Genomic DNA, 16,392 nt, shown 5'->3' with positions numbered 1-16,392 from the left:
TCAGCGGTGATGAAGGATGGCAGGTAATAAGTATTAAGGGGGAAATCTTCCCCCTTAATTGACTTAAATTACGGCTGTGGTCAACCGCGACGAACAGCAAAGACGCCCCTGCTCATCAGTAATGTCGATCTGCCACACCTGGTGACGGGAGCCGACGTGCAGCGCCCGGCACACGCCGCGAACCCTCCCGCTGCGCACCGAACGAATATGGTTGGCATTGACCTCCAGACCGACCACCTTCTGTTCGCCTTCGCTGCACAGGTAGCCCGCCACCGAACCTAACGTTTCCGCTAATACTACCGATGCGCCGCCGTGCAGCAGGCCAAACGGCTGATGGGTACGGCTGTCTACCGGCATGGTCGCGGCGATGGTCTCGTCGGTCATGGCCTCGAAGCGTATATCCAGCAGGCCGACCATGTTCCCGTCGCCCATCGCGTTCAACTGCTCCAGCGTGCTGTGACGTTTCCAAATCATCCCATAATCTCCAGTAGCGCCTGCAGCGGATGGCGTACGCCGCTGCCTTCAATACGCTTCACCTGGCTACGGCAGGAGTAGCCGGTGACCAGACAGCGGTTGCGCGGCAGGCGCTGCATCGCCTGCTGCCAGGAGAGCGCGTAGATGGCCAGCGAATTGGCGTGATTCTTCACTTCATGACCGTAGGTCCCGGCCATACCGCAGCAGCCCACGTTAACGTTTTCCAGCTTCGCGCCAAAGCGTGCGAAGATATCCGCCCACTGCCGGGTAGAAGCGGGAAGCGCCGTCACCTCAGTACAGTGACCAAACAGATACCACGACTCGCCGCCTTGATCCTGCGCTGCGGTTTCCGTCAACGCCTGCGGCAACCATTCATGCACCAGCATCACGCGAAAATCGCCGCGCTTGTCGCCCAGCACCTGGTTGTATTCATCGCGATAGCAGAGCACCAGCGCCGGATCGACACCCACCATCGGCATGCCGAGCTGGGCCACGCGGTTAAGGAAGTCGGCAGTTTTCTGCGCGGTGCGCGCGAATCGCGTCAGAAAGCCCTTAATATGCTGCGCCTTGCCGTTGGGAGAGAACGGCAGCAGCACCGGCTGGTATCCCACTTTCTCGATCAGGCGAACAAAGTCGGCAACCACCTGCGCATCGTAATAGCTGGTGAAGGGATCCTGAACCACCAGCACCCTCTTCGCCCTCTGCTCAGGGCTCAGCGCTTCCAGCTGTTCCAGGGTGGTATTCGCCGAACGGTGGCCGACCATCTGCTGCTTCAACGATGGGACGGAAAGCAGCGGAAGATCAACCATACCAATATGCTTTTCCGATAGCTTGCGCATCCACGGCTGATTGATAAAGAAGTTGAAGGTCTTTGGCGCATGCGCCATCAGCGGCGCGTAGGATTCAACCGTCGCCACCAGATGGTCGCGAACCGGGCGCAAATAGCGGCTATGGTAAAGCTGCAGGAAACGCGAACGGAACTCCGGAACGTCGATTTTAATCGGACACTGGGTCGAGCAGGCTTTACAGGCCAGACAGCCGGACATCGCCTCTTTAACCTCATGGGAGAAATCGTACTCGCCTTTACGTGCGTGCCAGCTATTGCGGGTACGCTCCACCAGAGTACGCAGGCTGGCGCGTTTTTCCGGCAGATCTTTTTCCAGCTGATTGGGGTCGATGCCGCGGTCCGCCAGCAGGCGCAGCCATTCACGCACCAGCGTTGCCCGCCCTTTCGGCGAGTGAATACGGTGGTTGCTGACCTTCATCGACGGGCACATCGGGCTTTTGGCATCAAAGTTGAAGCACAGGCCATTGCCGTTACACTCCATCGCGCCGCGCCACGAGCTGCGCACGGCGATGGGGATCTGCCGATCGAATGTCCCGCGCTTGACCGCATCCACCTTCATCATCGGCGCATCAACGCCTTCCGGAGGACAGATTTTACCCGGGTTCAGACGGTTATCCGGGTCAAACGCGGCTTTAATTTTGCGCAGTTCGCCGAACAGCTCTTCGCCGAAGAATGCCGGACTGTATTCAGCGCGAAAACCCTTGCCGTGTTCCCCCCACAGCAGACCGCCGTACTTAGCGGTTAACGCGACCACGTCATCGGAGATCCGCTTCATCAGCATCTCTTGCTGCGGGTCACACATATCCAGCGCCGGCCGCACGTGCAGCACGCCGGCATCGACATGACCAAACATACCGTAGCTCAGCCCGTGGCCGTCGAGCAGCTCACGGAATTCAGCAATATAATCGGCCAGGTGTTCCGGCGGCACGCAGGTATCTTCGGCGAAAGGTATCGGTTTGGCGGCCCCTTTGGCATTCCCCAGCAGCCCAACCGCTTTTTTCCGCATCGCGTAGATGCGCTCGACGCCGTCCAGCTCGTGACAAACCTGCCAGCCGATTACGCCCGCCTCGTTGCGTGCTATCAGTTCATCCAGGCGCTGACACAGGGTCGTCACCTGGCCATCAATCAGTTCGGCGTCATCACCGGCGAACTCGACGATATTCAGCCCCAGCATCTCCTTATCCGCAACGTCGGTAATGAGCTCGCTAACCGAATGCCAGACAATATCCTCCCGCGCCAGATTGAGCACCTTCGAGTCGACCGTTTCGACCGAAAGCGCCTTCGCTTCCACCATAAACGGCGCGTTGCGCAGCGCAGAGTTAAAGGAATCGTACTTAACGTTGACCAGCCGGCGCACTTTCGGCAAACGGGTGATATCCAGCCGCGCTTCGGTAATAAACGCCAGCGTGCCTTCGGAACCGGTCAGGATTCGGGTCAGATCAAATTCGCTCATGTCGTCGTTGAACACGTGGCGCAGATCGTAACCTGTGAGGAAACGGTTAAGTTTCGGGAATTTATCGATAACCAGCTGCCGCTGCGCTTTGCAGCGTTGATATACCGTGCGATAGATTCGCCCGATCGCCGACTGTTCTGCGCCCAGGGTTTCCGCCAGCGCCGCCGGGATTGGCTGAGTGTCAAGAATATCGCCGCCGATCAGCACCGAGCGCACCCCGAGTACGTGATCGGAGGTTTTACCGTAGACCAGCGACCCCTGCCCGGAGGCGTCGGTGTTGATCATCCCGCCAAGCGTGGCGCGGTTGCTGGTCGACAGCTCCGGCGCAAAAAAGTAGCCGTACGGTTTAAGAAACTGATTAAGCTGGTCCTTAATGACCCCCGCCTCCACCCGCACCCACCCTTCTTCGGGGTTGATTTCAATAATGCGGTTCATATAGCGGGACATATCGACAATGATCCCGGCGTTCAGCGCCTGGCCATTCGTACCGGTGCCGCCTCCGCGCGGGGTAAAGATCAGCGTTTTAAAACGCTCTTCCGCCGCCAGTCTTGCCAGCAGAGCCACGTCTGCCGTGGAACGGGGGAATAAAATCGCATCCGGCAACAGCTGATATACACTGTTATCAGTTGCCATCGTTAGCCTGTCGGCGTAGCTGGTGGCGGTATCGCCGGTAAAACCCTGTTGCTCCAGTACCTGCAAAAAATTCAGCACCAGTTGAACGACACCTGGCGCTTGAGAAATCTGTGGGATCATGACGCTCGACCCTGCCTGACTATGTTGTGTTGTAAGTGATTAATCGTTTGCGTGACGCACCCAACTTTTTATCACATTTTTTTCATATGCGCCCGCCAGAATTAAGGGCAAAATCAGGCGCGCGAACTTATTGATATTATTATCAGTACATGGAATTACGCTGCGTCAGCCTTTTGACGCGACTGCAAAGGTAAAATTTCACTATGATTAACCCCAATCAGCCCCGGGATATACCGCAAGTTCTGCTGTCGGTGCTGTTTTTGTCCCTGATTATTATTTCCTGTCTGTGGGTCGTTCAGCCATTTATTCTGTCATTTGCGTGGGCCGGTACGGTGGTCATCGCGACCTGGCCGGTACTTTTGCGCCTGCAGAGCCTGCTTTTCGGCAAACGCTCTCTGGCCGTACTGGTAATGACCCTGCTGCTTTTTTTACTCTTCGTTATTCCTATTGCGCTACTGGTCAATAGTCTGGTGGACAACAGCGTGCCATTAATAAAAGTGGTGACCAGCGGCAACTTTACCCCGCCGGATCTGGCGTGGCTGAATACGGTTCCGCTGATCGGCGATAAGCTGTACACCGGCTGGCATAATTTGCTGGAGATGGGGGGCACGGCGATTATGACTAAAATTCGCCCTTATCTCGGCACCACCACCACCTGGTTTGTTGGTCAGGCGGCGCATATCGGCAAGCTGCTGGTCTACTGCGGTCTTATGCTACTGTTTAGCGCGCTGCTGTACTGGCGTGGTGAACAGGTCGCCTATGGTTTCCGCCACTTCGCTACCCGTCTGGCCGCCAAACGCGGCGACGCGGCGGTGATCCTCGCCGGTCAGGCAATTCGCGCCGTGGCGCTGGGAGTGGTCGTGACGGCCCTGGCCCAGGCGGTGCTCGGCGGTATTGGTCTCGCGGTCAGCGGCGTTCCCTACGCGGCGCTGCTCACCGTGGTGATGATTTTTACCTGTCTTGTCCAGCTGGGGCCTTTACTGGTTCTGGTGCCGTCAATTATCTGGCTCTACTGGAGCGGCGATACCACCTGGGGTACCGTACTGCTGGTGTGGAGCTGCGTAGTGGGCACCATGGACAATTTTATCCGCCCGCTATTGATTCGTATGGGCGCCGACCTGCCGATGATTCTGATCCTTTCCGGCGTTATCGGCGGTCTGGTGGCTTTCGGCATGATTGGCCTGTTTATCGGGCCGGTTCTGCTGGCGGTCTCCTGGCGACTATACGACGCGTGGGTTAACGAAGCGCCGCCGCCGCCGAAAGATCCCGATCTGGTGCTTGAGGAGCTTAGCGAGCTCAATACCCGAGCCTCGCAGGATAAATAAGTCAACGGGCGGGGGAACCCGCCTTTTGCCATTGCGCCTCGACCGCTGTCGGGCACACCGCCCTCAAATATTAAGAAACACTAATATATTCCTCACAACAGTCCGCATTCCTCTGCCCACTAACCACATTTGCTTCGCAGATTCTTTACCTTAATTTAACTATTGAGAGGAATCCGATCGACGCAAAAAGCCTCAGTGCCTAGTATTAGCTCACGGTTATAAATCAATGCCTTGATTTATAAGCATGGAAATCCCCTGAGTGAAACAACGAATTGCTGTGTGTAGTCTTTGCCCATCTCCCACGATGGGCTTTTTTTTGCCCGTACGCTGACGGCTGAAACAAAAAATCCCCGCCATTGCTGACGGGGATTGCGCATTTTGTTTAGCGAAAAACTTACTTATTCAGCTCCGCCAGGCCAAGCCAGGTTTGCACCACGGTATCCGGATTGAGGGAAAGGCTATCGATTCCCTCTTCCATCAGCCAGGCGGCAAAATCTTCATGGTCTGACGGACCCTGCCCGCAGATACCGACGTATTTACCCTGTTTCTTCGCCGCGCGGATAGCCATCGACAGCAGCGCTTTCACCGCGTCGTTACGCTCATCGAACAGCTCGGAGACCACGCCGGAGTCGCGATCCAGACCCAGCGCCAGCTGCGTCATATCGTTGGAACCAATGGAGAAACCGTCGAAGTATTCGAGGAACTGCTCAGCCAGCAGCGCATTCGATGGGATTTCACACATCATAATCAGCTTGAGGCCGTTCTCGCCGCGCTTGAGGCCCTGGCGCGCCAGCTCTTCAACCACCGCTTTTGCCTGCGCGACGGTACGAACAAACGGCACCATGATTTCGACGTTAGTCAGGCCCATATCGTTACGCACGCGTTTTACTGCTTCACACTCCAGCGCGAAGCAGTCACGGAAGCTTTCGGAGACATAGCGGCCAGCCCCGCGGAAGCCCAGCATCGGATTTTCTTCTTCCGGCTCATAACGCTCGCCGCCGACCAGGTTGGCGTATTCGTTAGATTTGAAGTCGGAAAGGCGCACGATGACCCGTTTCGGGAAAAATGCCGCGCCAAGCGTCGAAATACCCTCGGTCAGGCGACCGACGTAAAACTCTCTCGGCGAGTCGTAACCTTTCATCAGCTCGCGGATTTCGTTCTGCAGACCCGGTTCCTGATCGTCAAACTCCAGCAGCGCGCGCGGGTGAACGCCGATCATCCGGTTGATAATAAACTCCAGACGCGCCAGGCCCACGCCTTCGTTCGGCAGGCAGGCAAAGTCGAAAGCCCGGTCCGGGTTACCGACGTTCATCATAATTTTCAGCGGCAGATCCGGCATATCGCCGACGGTGGAACTCTTGACGCTGAAGTCGAGAATTTCGGCATAGACGTAGCCGGTATCGCCCTCGGCGCAGGAGACGGTTACATTCTGGTTTTCCTGGATGCGATCGGTGGCGTTGCCGCAGCCCACTACCGCCGGAATCCCCAGCTCACGCGCGATAATCGCCGCATGACAGGTCCGCCCGCCGCGGTTGGTGACGATCGCCGCCGCTTTTTTCATGATCGGTTCCCAGTCCGGGTCGGTCATGTCGGTCACGAGAACGTCGCCGGGCTCGATACGGTTCATTTCGCTGATATCATGAATGACTTTCACCGGACCCGCGCCGATGCGGTGGCCGATCGCGCGCCCTTCCGAAATAATCTGCCCTTGCGCATGGAGGGTATAACGCTCCATCACCTGGCCGCGCGAACGGACGGTTTCCGGACGCGCCTGGACGATAAACAGCTTACCGGTATGGCCATCTTTCGCCCATTCGATATCCATCGGGCGGTTGTAGTGCTTCTCGATTTGCACTGCCTGCTGGGCCAGCTCCTGCACTTCCGCGTCGGTCAACGAGAAAACGTCGCGCTGCGCCTGCGGCACGTCTTCGATACGCACCTGCTTGCCGTGCTCCTGAGTTGGAGCATAAACCATGCGGATCTTTTTCGACCCCATGGTGCGGCGAACAATCGCCGGCCGTCCCGCTTCCAGCGTCGGTTTATGGACGTAGAACTCATCGGGGTTCACCGCCCCCTGCACCACCATCTCGCCAAGCCCCCAGGCGGAGGTGATAAACACCACCTGATCGAATCCGGATTCGGTATCGATGGAGAACATTACGCCGGATGATGCCAGATCGGAGCGCACCATCCGCTGTACCCCGGCGGATAGAGCCACGCCGCGGTGATCGTAACCCTGATGCACGCGATAGGAAATGGCGCGATCGTTAAACAGCGAAGCAAACACGTGCTTCACCGCGACGAGCACGGCGTCAAAGCCCTGCACGTTAAGGAATGTCTCTTGCTGACCGGCGAAGGAGGCATCCGGCATATCTTCCGCCGTTGCGGAGGAGCGCACGGCAAAGGAGGCCTCAGCGTCATCGGCGGACAGCTGGGTATACGCGTCGCGAATCGCATTTTCCAGTTCGCTCTGGAACGGCGTATCAATGATCCACTGACGGATCTGCGCGCCCGCTTTCGCTAATGCGGAAACGTCGTCAATGTCGGTTTCATCCAGCAGTTCATAGATGCGCTGGTTCACGCCGCTTTGGTCCAAAAACTGATTAAAAGCATCAGCGGTGGTGGCAAACCCGTTCGGTACGGACACACCCATACCTGACAGATTTGTAATCATTTCACCAAGGGAGGCATTTTTGCCCCCAACCCTGTCTACATCATTCATGCCGAGTTGGTTATACCAAAGCACCAGCGGTGACGAGCCATTGTTGGACATCGAGACAATCCTTTTGTGATTTAATACCAGTGATAAATAATTCACGATCGACTACGGGATTTATCCTGACATAATTATGCCGTTGAAAAAAACGGTGAATCGTTCAAGCAAATTATTTTTTCGTTTTTAGGATTCTTTTCCGGATATAGCTAAGCCAATGATTCTTCTAAAATCTGATGAAATTTGATACAAAAGATACGCAGTTGCGAAAAATGAACCAACCTTTTCATTAAAAATAAAAATAGCGTTTCACTTTTTAAATTTGAGACAAAGCCTGGAGTGATATGCTTAAATTTAATATCTGCTTTCAGCTAATTAAACTCTTTATACCGGATGGTCAAAATGGAAAGTGCTGTAGATCGCCACGTATTTTATATTTCCGACGGTACCGCTATTACGGCGGAAGTTCTGGGTCATGCGGTCATGTCGCAATTCCCGGTAGCCACCAGCAGCGTAACCCTGCCGTTTGTCGAAAATATCAGCCGCGCGCGCGCCGTGAAGGAACAAATTGACGCCATCTTCCAGCAGACCGGTATTCGACCGCTGGTGTTCTATTCCATCGTGCTGCCGGAGATCCGCGATATCATCGTGCAAAGCGAAGGCTTTTGTCAGGATATTGTTCAGGCGCTGGTGGCCCCCCTTCAGCAGGAGCTACGCCTGGACCCGACGCCAATCGCTCACCGCACCCACGGCCTGACCCCGGGTAATCTGAACAAATACGACGCGCGTATCGCCGCTATCGACTACACCCTTGCTCATGATGACGGGATTTCGCTGCGCAACCTCGATCAGGCCCAGGTGATCCTCCTCGGCGTTTCGCGCTGCGGGAAAACGCCTACCAGCCTGTACCTGGCGATGCAGTACGGTATCCGCGCCGCCAACTACCCGTTTATCGCCGATGATATGGACAATCTGATTCTGCCGGCATCGCTTAAGCCGCTCCAGCACAAACTATTCGGCTTAACTATCAATCCGGAGCGGCTGGCGGCCATCCGCGAAGAGCGACGGGAAAACAGCCGCTATGCTTCTATGCGCCAGTGCCGGATGGAAGTCACCGAAGTTGAAGCGCTGTATCGCAAAAATAAAATCCCTTGCCTGAACAGTACCAATTACTCCGTTGAAGAGATCGCCACCAAAATCATGGATATTATGGGGCTAAGCCGCAGAATGTACTAACACACTAGTACGATATCAAAAATTTGTTTATGCTATCACCCGTGGCCTATACAGGATCATGCCCTGCTCTTGCAATAAGCAGGGATTGGTTTATCGTGATGCGCATCACTTCCCGGCATTTTCGCCGCGGAAGAAACAGATTTTTGAGACCCCAATGAATAAAACAGACGAATTGCGTACCGCGCGCATTGAAAGCCTGGTAACGCCCGCGGAACTGGCGCAACGGCATCCCGTGTCCCCCGATGTTGCCGCCCACGTTTCTGCTTCGCGCCGCCGAATCGAAAAAATTCTCAACGGTGAAGATCGCCGCCTGCTGGTAGTGATCGGTCCCTGTTCCATTCACGATACTGATGCGGCGATGGAGTATGCGCGCAGACTGCAGGGTATGCGCGAACGCTATCAGCCGCAGCTGGAAATCGTGATGCGCACCTATTTTGAGAAGCCCCGTACGGTGGTTGGCTGGAAGGGGCTGATCTCCGACCCCGACCTGAACGGCAGCTACCGGGTGAATCACGGCCTTGAACTGGCGCGTAGCCTGCTGCTGCAGGTGAACGAGCTCGGCGTCCCCACCGCTACCGAGTTTCTCGATATGGTGACCGGACAGTTTATTGCCGATTTGATTAGCTGGGGCGCTATCGGCGCGCGTACAACCGAGAGCCAAATCCATCGCGAAATGGCCTCTGCGCTCTCATGCCCGGTGGGCTTTAAAAACGGTACCGATGGTAATACCCGTATCGCCGTTGATGCCATCCGCGCTTCCCGCGCCAGCCATATGTTCCTGTCGCCGGATAAGCAGGGCCAGATGACCATCTATCAGACCAGCGGGAATCCGTACGGCCATATTATTATGCGCGGTGGTAAAAAACCGAATTACCACGCTGCCGACATCGCCGCCGCCGGAGAAGCGCTGGCAGAGTTCGACCTGCCGGAACAACTGGTGGTGGATTTTAGCCACGGTAATTGCCAGAAACAGCATCGCCGTCAGCTGGAAGTTTGCGCCGATATATGTCAGCAGATCCGCGCGGGCTCGAACGCAATCGCCGGGATCATGGCCGAAAGCTTCCTTAAGGAAGGTACGCAAAAGGTCGTTGCCGGCCAGCCGCTGACCTGGGGACAATCGATTACCGATCCCTGCTTGAGTTGGGAAGACAGCGAACGGCTGCTGGATGAATTAGCCGCCGCAACCGCCACCCGCCTCTAGTCCCCTTCCCCGTCGCGATCGCGGCGGGGAGATTTTTCTCGCCAATGTCCGGCCGGATACCTGCTAAATCTGGTAAAGCGTTAAATAAAGCTTGCCGTCAAAAACAACATTATTGATAATGATTATCATTGTTGCCTTGATTTTTATTTTTAGTGCTATGACGCGTATGGATAACACTGCCACAGCAGAAAAAACAAAAGACAATGCCCCGTATCCCGTTCCGACGGACAAAGAGATAAGCAGCCGGACATTATTAGGCAGCGAAGGACGGGTAGTGATTGAACATGGCGGTCAGCGCTATCTGCTGCGTCAGACTCATTCGGGCAAGCTGATCCTGACCAAATAATGCTCCCCGCCGGAAGAGGCAGGGAGAATGGTGATTAGCTCGAGCAGCTCACTTCAAGGCGCTTTCCCCAGTCCGGAGGACGCTGGCTATACTCATCCGTGCGATCGACAAAGGGCTGAGAAAGTGCGCTATGCAGACGTTCCAGTTCACGCATATCCCCCTGCTCTGCCTGCTCAATGGCTCGTTGAGCCAGCCAGTTGCGCAGCACGATAGCCGGATTCACGCTGCGCATTTGCGCCTGCCTTTGCGCATCGTCAATCTGTTCATCGCGCAGGCGCGCGCGATAAGCGGCAAACCAGCTATCGAACCTCTCACGATCAATAAATTCGTCGCGCAGCGGCGTGGCGGCGCTCTCCTGCTCGCTAAGGCTTAGCATCCGGAAGGTCCGCGTATAGTCGCTGCCCTCGCGCTCCATCAGAGAAAACAGGCCGTCCAGCAGCTCGTTATCCCCTTTTTGCTGGGTCAATAATCCCAGCTTGTCGCGCATACGCCGGCCATATGCCGTCAGCAGCGCGTGCTGGTAGTCATCCAGCGCGCCGTTCAGCGCTTCCGCGCTGATAAACGGCGAGAGCGCTTGCGCCAGGCGCTGCAGATTCCATAGTCCTACCGCCGGCTGATGATCAAAGCTATAGCGCCCCTGATAGTCGGAATGATTGCAGATAAAGCCAGGCTGAAAATCATCAAGGAAGCCGTACGGGCCGTAATCCATCGTCAGTCCGAGGATCGACATATTATCGGTATTCATCACCCCGTGGGCGAAGCCGACCGTTTGCCAGCTGGCAATCATCTCCGCGGTTCGGGTGACAACATCCCTGAACCACACAATGTATTTATCCGCTTCATTTTGCAGATGAGGCCAGTGGTGGCGAATCACATAATCCGCCAGCAGCTGCACTTTTTGCGGCTCGCGGCGATAGTAAAAGTGCTCAAAATGGCCAAAACGCACGTGGCTTTCCGCCAGGCGCATCAGCATTGCCCCTTGCTCGACGGTTTCGCGGTACACCGGCGTATCGCTGGCGACCATTGCCAGAGCGCGGGTGGTGGGAATGCCCAGCGCATGCATCGCTTCCGAGGCCAGGCCTTCGCGGATCGTTGAGCGCAGCACCGCCCGCCCGTCTCCCATGCGCGAATAGGGTGTCAGCCCGGCGCCCTTCAGGTGCCAGTCAACGCGGCGGCCATCGGCCAACTGCTGTTCGCCGAGCAGAATACCGCGCCCGTCGCCGAGCTGTCCGGCCCACGAGCCGAACTGGTGGCCGCTGTAGACCTGCGCCAGCGGCGACATCCCCGGCAGCAGCGCTTCGCCGCCCCATACGCCAGCGCCCTTGTCCAGGTTAAACAACGACTCGGGAATGCCCAGCTCTTGCGCCAGCGGCGCGTTATGCCAGACAAGGCGCGCGTTCTCCAGCGGCGTGGGGGATAATGCAGTGTAAAAATCCGGCAGTTCATCACGCCAGTGGGTAGTAAAAGACAGGGTCATGTTTCCTCCTGCCTTCAGTGTAGTGCCTTCAACAAATTATTAACACGGGGCGAGTGCGGGGTTATTGCAATAATAAGCCGCACGGGGATTTAGCACGCTTCTGCCATTGCCCGGTAGCGTACCGGGAAGAGACGCGGATCGGCTGGTCTAATTTGGGGGGGATAGCTGAATCGGCAAGCATGGAGCGCTATCTCTCAGCCGCTTTGCCATGATGAGCAGGGAGACAGGGGCTCCCTGCTCATTAGCTAACGTTAGATCCTGCGCGCCTGCCAGAAATTTTTATGCCAGTAGACATTATCCAGCGATGAACGCGTGACGCCCTGGCTGGTGGAAGCATGAATAAACTGGTTATCCGTGTCGTAAATACCGACGTGCAGACCGCTCTCGCCGGATCCGGTTTTAAAGAAGACCAGATCGCCGGGCAGCAGTTCGCTTTTATCGATTTTAGTGCCGATTTCCGCCTGTTCGCGGGTTTCGCGCGGCAGCTGTAACGCAAATTTATCGCGAAACGTCATCAGCACGAACCCCGAGCAATCAACGCCGCGCGGCGACATTCCGCCGTAGCGATACGGCGCTCCCCGCCAGTTCCTTAACTGCTCATTCAGGTTGGCAACGACGGTAATCGAATCAGCCAGCCGCGGATTTGGCGGCGGTGCACGGTGACTGCTACAACCCGCGAGAAATAACGCAACGCACAAAACGAGCCAGAAACGCATCTCAGACGAATCCTCTGTTCCCTATCCGGTTATCGGAATAATTTACCTTGTTTATCAATTCGCTGGCAAGCTGACTGCGTGCTACTGTGACGCAACGAGCATAAGATGACCCGCCACCTCAACCCGCTGAAACTCCATGGCATAGGCAGCGGTTAAATTCTCCTCGCTTAACACCTCCGCGGTGCTGCCGCAGGCGATAGTTTGCCCCTGACAGATAAGCCAGGAGCTGTGGGCGTGCCGGAGAGTATGATTAAGATCGTGGCTGCTCATGACGATGGCAATGCCTGATGCGCAGAGATCGCTAAGCAGTCGATCGAGCGCGGCCTGCTGCGCCACGTCCAGGCTGTTCATCGGTTCATCCAGCAGTAGCAGTTGACCGGACGCGTTAGCCTGACGATGAATCTGCAGTATCACCGCCGCCAGGCGCACGCGCTGCCACTCCCCACCGGAGATGTGATTCACCTGACGTCCAAGCTTATCGCCTAAGCCCAGCTTCTGCGCAATGGCCGTCAGGAGTCCGTTTTGCGCCTCGTTCTGCAGATGCAGCGATAGGTAATGCCAGACCGGCATGGCGAAAGGCGGCATCTGGTGCTGGCTTAAGTAGGCGCGATGACGCGCCAGCTCCTGCGCCGGCCAGTCATTCAGAAGACGTTCATTCAGTCTTACCTGCCCCGGGCCGGTAGAGAGCCCCGCCATACGTGCCAGCAATGTGCTTTTCCCCGCCCCGTTTGGCCCCACCAGATGAATAATCTCTCCCGGTCTGATATCGGCTGAAAACGGCGCCAGCCGTCCAGGCTCTTCGACATCCTGTAGCTGCATCAAAAACGGCATTATTTCGCTAATGCTCCTTTAATAGCGGCCACCAGCTGCGGGTCATCCGGCGTCATATCCGGAGAGAAACGACCGATAACCTGGCCGTCGCGGCCAATCAGGAATTTTTCAAAGTTCCACAGAATGTCGTCGACATACAGCGGCGCGCGGCCTTTACTGGCCATGCGTTCATAGAAACCGCTGCCTGCTGGAGCAACGGCCTGAGGCGCCGCCGCAATCAGCTTTTGATACAACGGCGCGCGATGTTCGCCGTTGACGTCAATTTTGCTGAACATCGGGAAGGTCACGCCGTAAGTCGTACTGCAGAACGTTTTAATCTCCTCTTCGCTGCCCGGCTCCTGCCCCAAAAACTGGTTGCAGGGAAAGCCCAGCACGCTGAAACCTTCGCTTTCTAAATCCTTTTGCAGCGCTTCCAGTTGCTCATACTGCGGCGTCAGGCCGCATTTTGACGCAACGTTAACGATCAACAGCACTTTGCCTGCCCACGGAGCAAGCGTTGTTTTCTCACCATCGATAGTGGTGACATCAGTATTAAGAATATCGTGTTGCATAGCCTTCCCTCAGTGAATAAAACCGGTGACTGCTTCAGGTGATCTCTATCTACTGTAGCGGATTCAGACCAGGGCATTCTACCTGGAATCGCCCTGGAGTGTCTCTTGATGTAACAGGCTGCGCAACATGAATTCATCTCAACACCGGTACAGAGCAATTCAGTGTACAGTGGTGAATGGATGTAATAGCATTTCGTTAATTGTTAATTTGAGAGAGTTTTATTGATGAAAAAGATGTTTAGCACCGTGTTAATTGCGGCCTCCGTCGCGCTGTTATCGGCCTGCTCGCCGGATGAAGATAATAAAGTTAAAGTCGCGATCAATACCGGGCCGGATGAGGCTATCTGGAAAGTCGTAGAACAGGTGGCTAAAGAGAAATACAACCTCGACGTGGAGGTCATCTCTTTTAATGATTACGTCCTGCCGAACGAAGCGTTAAACAATAAAGACGTTGCTGCTAACGCCTTCCAGACGCTGCCTTACCTTGAAGCGCAATCAAAAGAACGCGGCTATAAGTTTGCGATTGTCGGTAAAACCTTCGTCTTCCCGATCGCCGCTTACTCGAAGAAAATCAAAAATATTAGCGAACTGCCTGACGGCGCGACGATCTCCATTTCTAACGAAACCACCACCCTGGGCCGCAGTTTGCTGTTGCTACAGGCGCAGGGCTTGATCAAGCTGAAAGACGGGACAGGCTACCTGCCGACGACGCTGGATATTATTGATAATCCTAAACAGCTGAAGATTGTGGAAGTCGACACGCCGCAGCTGACCCGTACGCTTGACGACCCGAACGTCGCCCTGTCGATTATTAATACCAATTTCTCCGCGCAGGCTGGTCTGTCCGCCGCTCGCGATGGGTTATTTATGGAGGGGCCGGACTCTCCGTACGTCAACGCCATTGTTGCGCGCGAAGATAATAAAGACAGTAAAAAAGTTCAGGAACTGAAAGAGGCCTTCCAGACGCAAGCCGTTGCCGACAAGGCAGCGGAAGTCTATAAAGGCGATGCGATTAAGGGCTGGTAATGGATCGGCCGCATACAGAGGCGGCAACAAGCCAGCCCCTGTCTGTATGGCCGCCCGTTAATGCGGGCGGCCTGATTTAAGCAATAACCAGATAAACACCGGCGCCCCCAGGGTGGCGGTCACTACGCCAATAGGCAGCTCCGCCGCAGATAGCGCCAGCCGCGCGACGATATCCGCCCCCAGCAGCGCGCTGGCGCCCGCCAGCAGACAAGCCGGAAGCAGTACGCGGTGATCGCTCAAACCACATAAACGCAGAATATGCGGGATAACCAGACCGATAAAGCCAATCGCTCCAGCCAGCGCCACGCTGACGCCCACCAGCCAACCGGTCGCGACCACCAGTACCTTTCGCCATAACCACAGCGGAAGCCCCAGTTGACGCGCTGAAACCTCCCCCAGCGCGAGCAAATTAAGCGGCTGCGATTGCAGGCATCCCCAGGCCAGTACCGGCAGCAGCGCCAGCATCAACCACAGCTGCTGCCAGTCTACGCCGCCAAATCCGCCCATCATCCAGTACATCAGCTGGCGGAGATCGAAAGAGGTAGAGAAATAGACTGCCCAGGTCATCAGCGCGCTACAAATAATACCGAGCGCCACACCCGCCAGCAGCAGACGGCTGGTAGACAGATGCCGCCGGGCGAAACGTAGCAAAATAAAGGTTATGACCAGCGCGCCCGCGATTGCACACAGCCCCAGCGCCCAACCAGGAAGCAGTCCTTTTCCCAGCAATACGGCAGCAATCAGGCCGACTCCAGCGCCGTTTGAGACCCCCAGCAGGCCGGGCTCCGCCAGCGGGTTTTCAAACAGCGCCTGCATAATCGCCCCGGAAAGCGCCAGCGCGGCGCCCACCAGCAGAACGGCCAGGGTGCGCGGCAGACGTATCTGCCAGATAAACAGCTCACCTTTGGCGCTAAACCATTCGCCGGGGCCAATCCACTGGTCGCCCGCGCACAGGCTAATGGTCGACGTAGCCAGCAGCAGCAAGGTTAATACGGCAAGCCAGCGCCGGCTGCGGCGCCGTTGAATTTGAGCAAAGGTCAGCATAGATTTCTGCATCGGGGAAAAGGATGTGATTGATTTTACGGTATTCGGCGAAGAAAAGAAAAAAGGCCGCATCGCGGCCTTTTTAGTTAGTTCAGATTATTTGTCTCTGGGTGACGCATTTTCGACGCGGCTTTTTAGCTTCTGGCCAGGTCTGAAAGTCACCACTCGCCGGGCTGTAATAGGGATATCCTCTCCCGTTTTCGGGTTACGGCCCGGGCGTTGGTTTTTATCACGCAAATCGAAGTTGCCGAACCCGGAGAGCTTTACCTGCTCCCCGTTTTCCAGAGCGCGACGGACCTCTTCGAAAAACAACTCTACCAGCTCTTTGGCATCCCGCTTGCTAAGCCCAAGCTTATCAAACAGATATTCTGACATTTCAGCTTTTGTAAGCGCCATAGG

14 protein-coding genes and 1 other RNA gene are annotated in these 16,392 nt (G+C 56.0%); 6 read left to right on the top strand and 9 right to left on the bottom strand.

Features of this window, described 5'->3' with window-relative positions:
* Positions 1-63 precede the first annotated feature (63 nt).
* Positions 64-474: a 1,4-dihydroxy-2-naphthoyl-CoA hydrolase gene (gene menI, locus KO1_RS02935; protein WP_004102937.1), complete on the bottom strand. Its 411-nt coding sequence runs from the start codon at positions 472-474 to the stop codon at positions 64-66.
* Positions 471-3,527 carry a D-2-hydroxyglutarate dehydrogenase YdiJ gene (gene ydiJ / locus KO1_RS02930; protein ID WP_004102939.1) on the bottom strand — a complete coding sequence of 1,019 codons (3,057 nt, stop codon included), beginning with the start codon at positions 3,525-3,527 and terminating at the stop codon, positions 471-473. Before ydiJ ends, menI begins: the two co-directional genes overlap by 4 nt.
* 203 nt (positions 3,528-3,730) lie before the next feature.
* On the opposite strand from ydiJ, the gene ydiK reads away from it, so the two are divergent.
* Both ydiK and rprA read left to right on the top strand, forming a co-directional pair.
* Complete coding sequence (gene ydiK, locus KO1_RS02925) at positions 3,731-4,852, top strand: AI-2E family transporter YdiK (RefSeq protein ID WP_004113594.1); 1,122 nt, start codon at positions 3,731-3,733, stop codon at positions 4,850-4,852.
* Between the two features lie 212 nt (positions 4,853-5,064).
* Positions 5,065-5,172: antisense sRNA RprA (gene rprA, locus KO1_RS02920), an RNA gene on the top strand.
* Between the two features lie 74 nt (positions 5,173-5,246).
* Here the strand turns inward: rprA and ppsA are convergent.
* On the bottom strand, positions 5,247-7,625 hold the full coding sequence (ppsA, locus tag KO1_RS02915) for a phosphoenolpyruvate synthase (RefSeq protein ID WP_004113595.1): 2,379 nt from the start codon (positions 7,623-7,625) through the stop codon (positions 5,247-5,249).
* A 342-nt stretch (positions 7,626-7,967) separates the two neighbouring features.
* On the opposite strand from ppsA, the gene ppsR reads away from it, so the two are divergent.
* The 3 genes from ppsR to hemP all read left to right on the top strand — a co-directional run bounded on the left by ppsR (position 7,968) and on the right by hemP (position 10,348).
* Positions 7,968-8,801 (top strand): posphoenolpyruvate synthetase regulatory kinase/phosphorylase PpsR, encoded by an 834-nt coding sequence (gene ppsR, locus KO1_RS02910; RefSeq protein WP_004102943.1) that lies wholly within the window; start codon positions 7,968-7,970, stop codon positions 8,799-8,801.
* A gap of 154 nt (positions 8,802-8,955) precedes the next feature.
* On the top strand, positions 8,956-10,002 hold the full coding sequence (gene aroH / locus KO1_RS02905) for a 3-deoxy-7-phosphoheptulonate synthase AroH (protein WP_023321177.1): 1,047 nt from the start codon (positions 8,956-8,958) through the stop codon (positions 10,000-10,002).
* A 166-nt stretch (positions 10,003-10,168) separates the two neighbouring features.
* Positions 10,169-10,348 carry a hemin uptake protein HemP gene (gene hemP / locus KO1_RS02900; protein ID WP_160886036.1) on the top strand — a complete coding sequence of 60 codons (180 nt, stop codon included), beginning with the start codon at positions 10,169-10,171 and terminating at the stop codon, positions 10,346-10,348.
* A gap of 34 nt (positions 10,349-10,382) precedes the next feature.
* Here hemP and selO read toward each other — a convergent pair whose 3' ends face one another.
* From selO to KO1_RS02880, 4 genes are all read right to left on the bottom strand, one after another.
* Positions 10,383-11,825, bottom strand: coding sequence for a protein adenylyltransferase SelO (gene selO, locus KO1_RS02895; RefSeq protein ID WP_004113601.1), 1,443 nt, complete (start codon positions 11,823-11,825; stop codon positions 10,383-10,385).
* 251 nt (positions 11,826-12,076) lie between these two features.
* A complete protein-coding gene (locus KO1_RS02890) occupies positions 12,077-12,541 on the bottom strand; it encodes an NlpC/P60 family protein (RefSeq protein WP_004102948.1) in 465 nt (154 codons plus the stop codon).
* 81 nt (positions 12,542-12,622) lie between these two features.
* A complete protein-coding gene (gene btuD / locus KO1_RS02885) occupies positions 12,623-13,372 on the bottom strand; it encodes a vitamin B12 ABC transporter ATP-binding protein BtuD (protein ID WP_004113605.1) in 750 nt (249 codons plus the stop codon).
* Positions 13,372-13,923, bottom strand: a complete 552-nt coding sequence (locus KO1_RS02880; protein ID WP_004102953.1) for a glutathione peroxidase — start codon at positions 13,921-13,923, stop codon at positions 13,372-13,374. Before KO1_RS02880 ends, btuD begins: the two co-directional genes overlap by 1 nt.
* Before the next feature lie 225 nt (positions 13,924-14,148).
* Between KO1_RS02880 and KO1_RS02875 the strand changes: the two genes are divergently transcribed.
* The gene (locus tag KO1_RS02875) at positions 14,149-14,949 is read left to right on the top strand and encodes a MetQ/NlpA family ABC transporter substrate-binding protein (RefSeq protein WP_017145687.1); all 801 of its coding nucleotides are present in this window, start codon (positions 14,149-14,151) and stop codon (positions 14,947-14,949) included.
* Positions 14,950-15,006: 57 nt separating this feature from the next.
* Here the strand turns inward: KO1_RS02875 and btuC are convergent, their stop codons facing one another.
* Together btuC and ihfA are read right to left on the bottom strand one after the other, a co-directional pair.
* A complete protein-coding gene (gene btuC / locus KO1_RS02870; protein WP_029496803.1) occupies positions 15,007-15,993 on the bottom strand; it encodes a vitamin B12 ABC transporter permease BtuC in 987 nt (328 codons plus the stop codon).
* Between the two features lie 96 nt (positions 15,994-16,089).
* Positions 16,090-16,389 carry an integration host factor subunit alpha gene (gene ihfA / locus KO1_RS02865; RefSeq protein WP_004102960.1) on the bottom strand — a complete coding sequence of 100 codons (300 nt, stop codon included), beginning with the start codon at positions 16,387-16,389 and terminating at the stop codon, positions 16,090-16,092.
* Positions 16,390-16,392: the final 3 nt, after the last annotated feature.

The sequence above is a fragment of the Klebsiella oxytoca NBRC 105695 genome (assembly GCF_001598695.1).
Lineage (GTDB): Bacteria > Pseudomonadota > Gammaproteobacteria > Enterobacterales > Enterobacteriaceae > Klebsiella > Klebsiella oxytoca.
The sequence above is the reverse complement of the archived record's forward strand: the minus strand, read 5'-3'. Positions and strand labels throughout refer to the sequence as shown.

Excerpts from the sequence above, each read along its gene's own strand:
- KO1_RS02880 (WP_004102953.1), bottom strand. The coding sequence starts at position 13,923 with ATGCAACACGATATTCTTAATACTGATGTCACCACTATCGATGGTGAG.
- hemP (WP_160886036.1), top strand. The coding sequence starts at position 10,169 with ATGGATAACACTGCCACAGCAGAAAAAACAAAAGACAATGCCCCGTAT.
- btuC (WP_029496803.1), bottom strand. The coding sequence starts at position 15,993 with ATGCTGACCTTTGCTCAAATTCAACGGCGCCGCAGCCGGCGCTGGCTT.
- ydiJ (WP_004102939.1), bottom strand. The coding sequence starts at position 3,527 with ATGATCCCACAGATTTCTCAAGCGCCAGGTGTCGTTCAACTGGTGCTG.
- ppsA (WP_004113595.1), bottom strand. The coding sequence starts at position 7,625 with ATGTCCAACAATGGCTCGTCACCGCTGGTGCTTTGGTATAACCAACTC.
- ppsR (WP_004102943.1), top strand. The coding sequence starts at position 7,968 with ATGGAAAGTGCTGTAGATCGCCACGTATTTTATATTTCCGACGGTACC.
- selO (WP_004113601.1), bottom strand. The coding sequence starts at position 11,825 with ATGACCCTGTCTTTTACTACCCACTGGCGTGATGAACTGCCGGATTTT.
- KO1_RS02875 (WP_017145687.1), top strand. The coding sequence starts at position 14,149 with ATGAAAAAGATGTTTAGCACCGTGTTAATTGCGGCCTCCGTCGCGCTG.
- ihfA (WP_004102960.1), bottom strand. The coding sequence starts at position 16,389 with ATGGCGCTTACAAAAGCTGAAATGTCAGAATATCTGTTTGATAAGCTT.
- ydiK (WP_004113594.1), top strand. The coding sequence starts at position 3,731 with ATGATTAACCCCAATCAGCCCCGGGATATACCGCAAGTTCTGCTGTCG.
- btuD (WP_004113605.1), bottom strand. The coding sequence starts at position 13,372 with ATGCCGTTTTTGATGCAGCTACAGGATGTCGAAGAGCCTGGACGGCTG.
- KO1_RS02890 (WP_004102948.1), bottom strand. The coding sequence starts at position 12,541 with ATGCGTTTCTGGCTCGTTTTGTGCGTTGCGTTATTTCTCGCGGGTTGT.
- aroH (WP_023321177.1), top strand. The coding sequence starts at position 8,956 with ATGAATAAAACAGACGAATTGCGTACCGCGCGCATTGAAAGCCTGGTA.
- menI (WP_004102937.1), bottom strand. The coding sequence starts at position 474 with ATGATTTGGAAACGTCACAGCACGCTGGAGCAGTTGAACGCGATGGGC.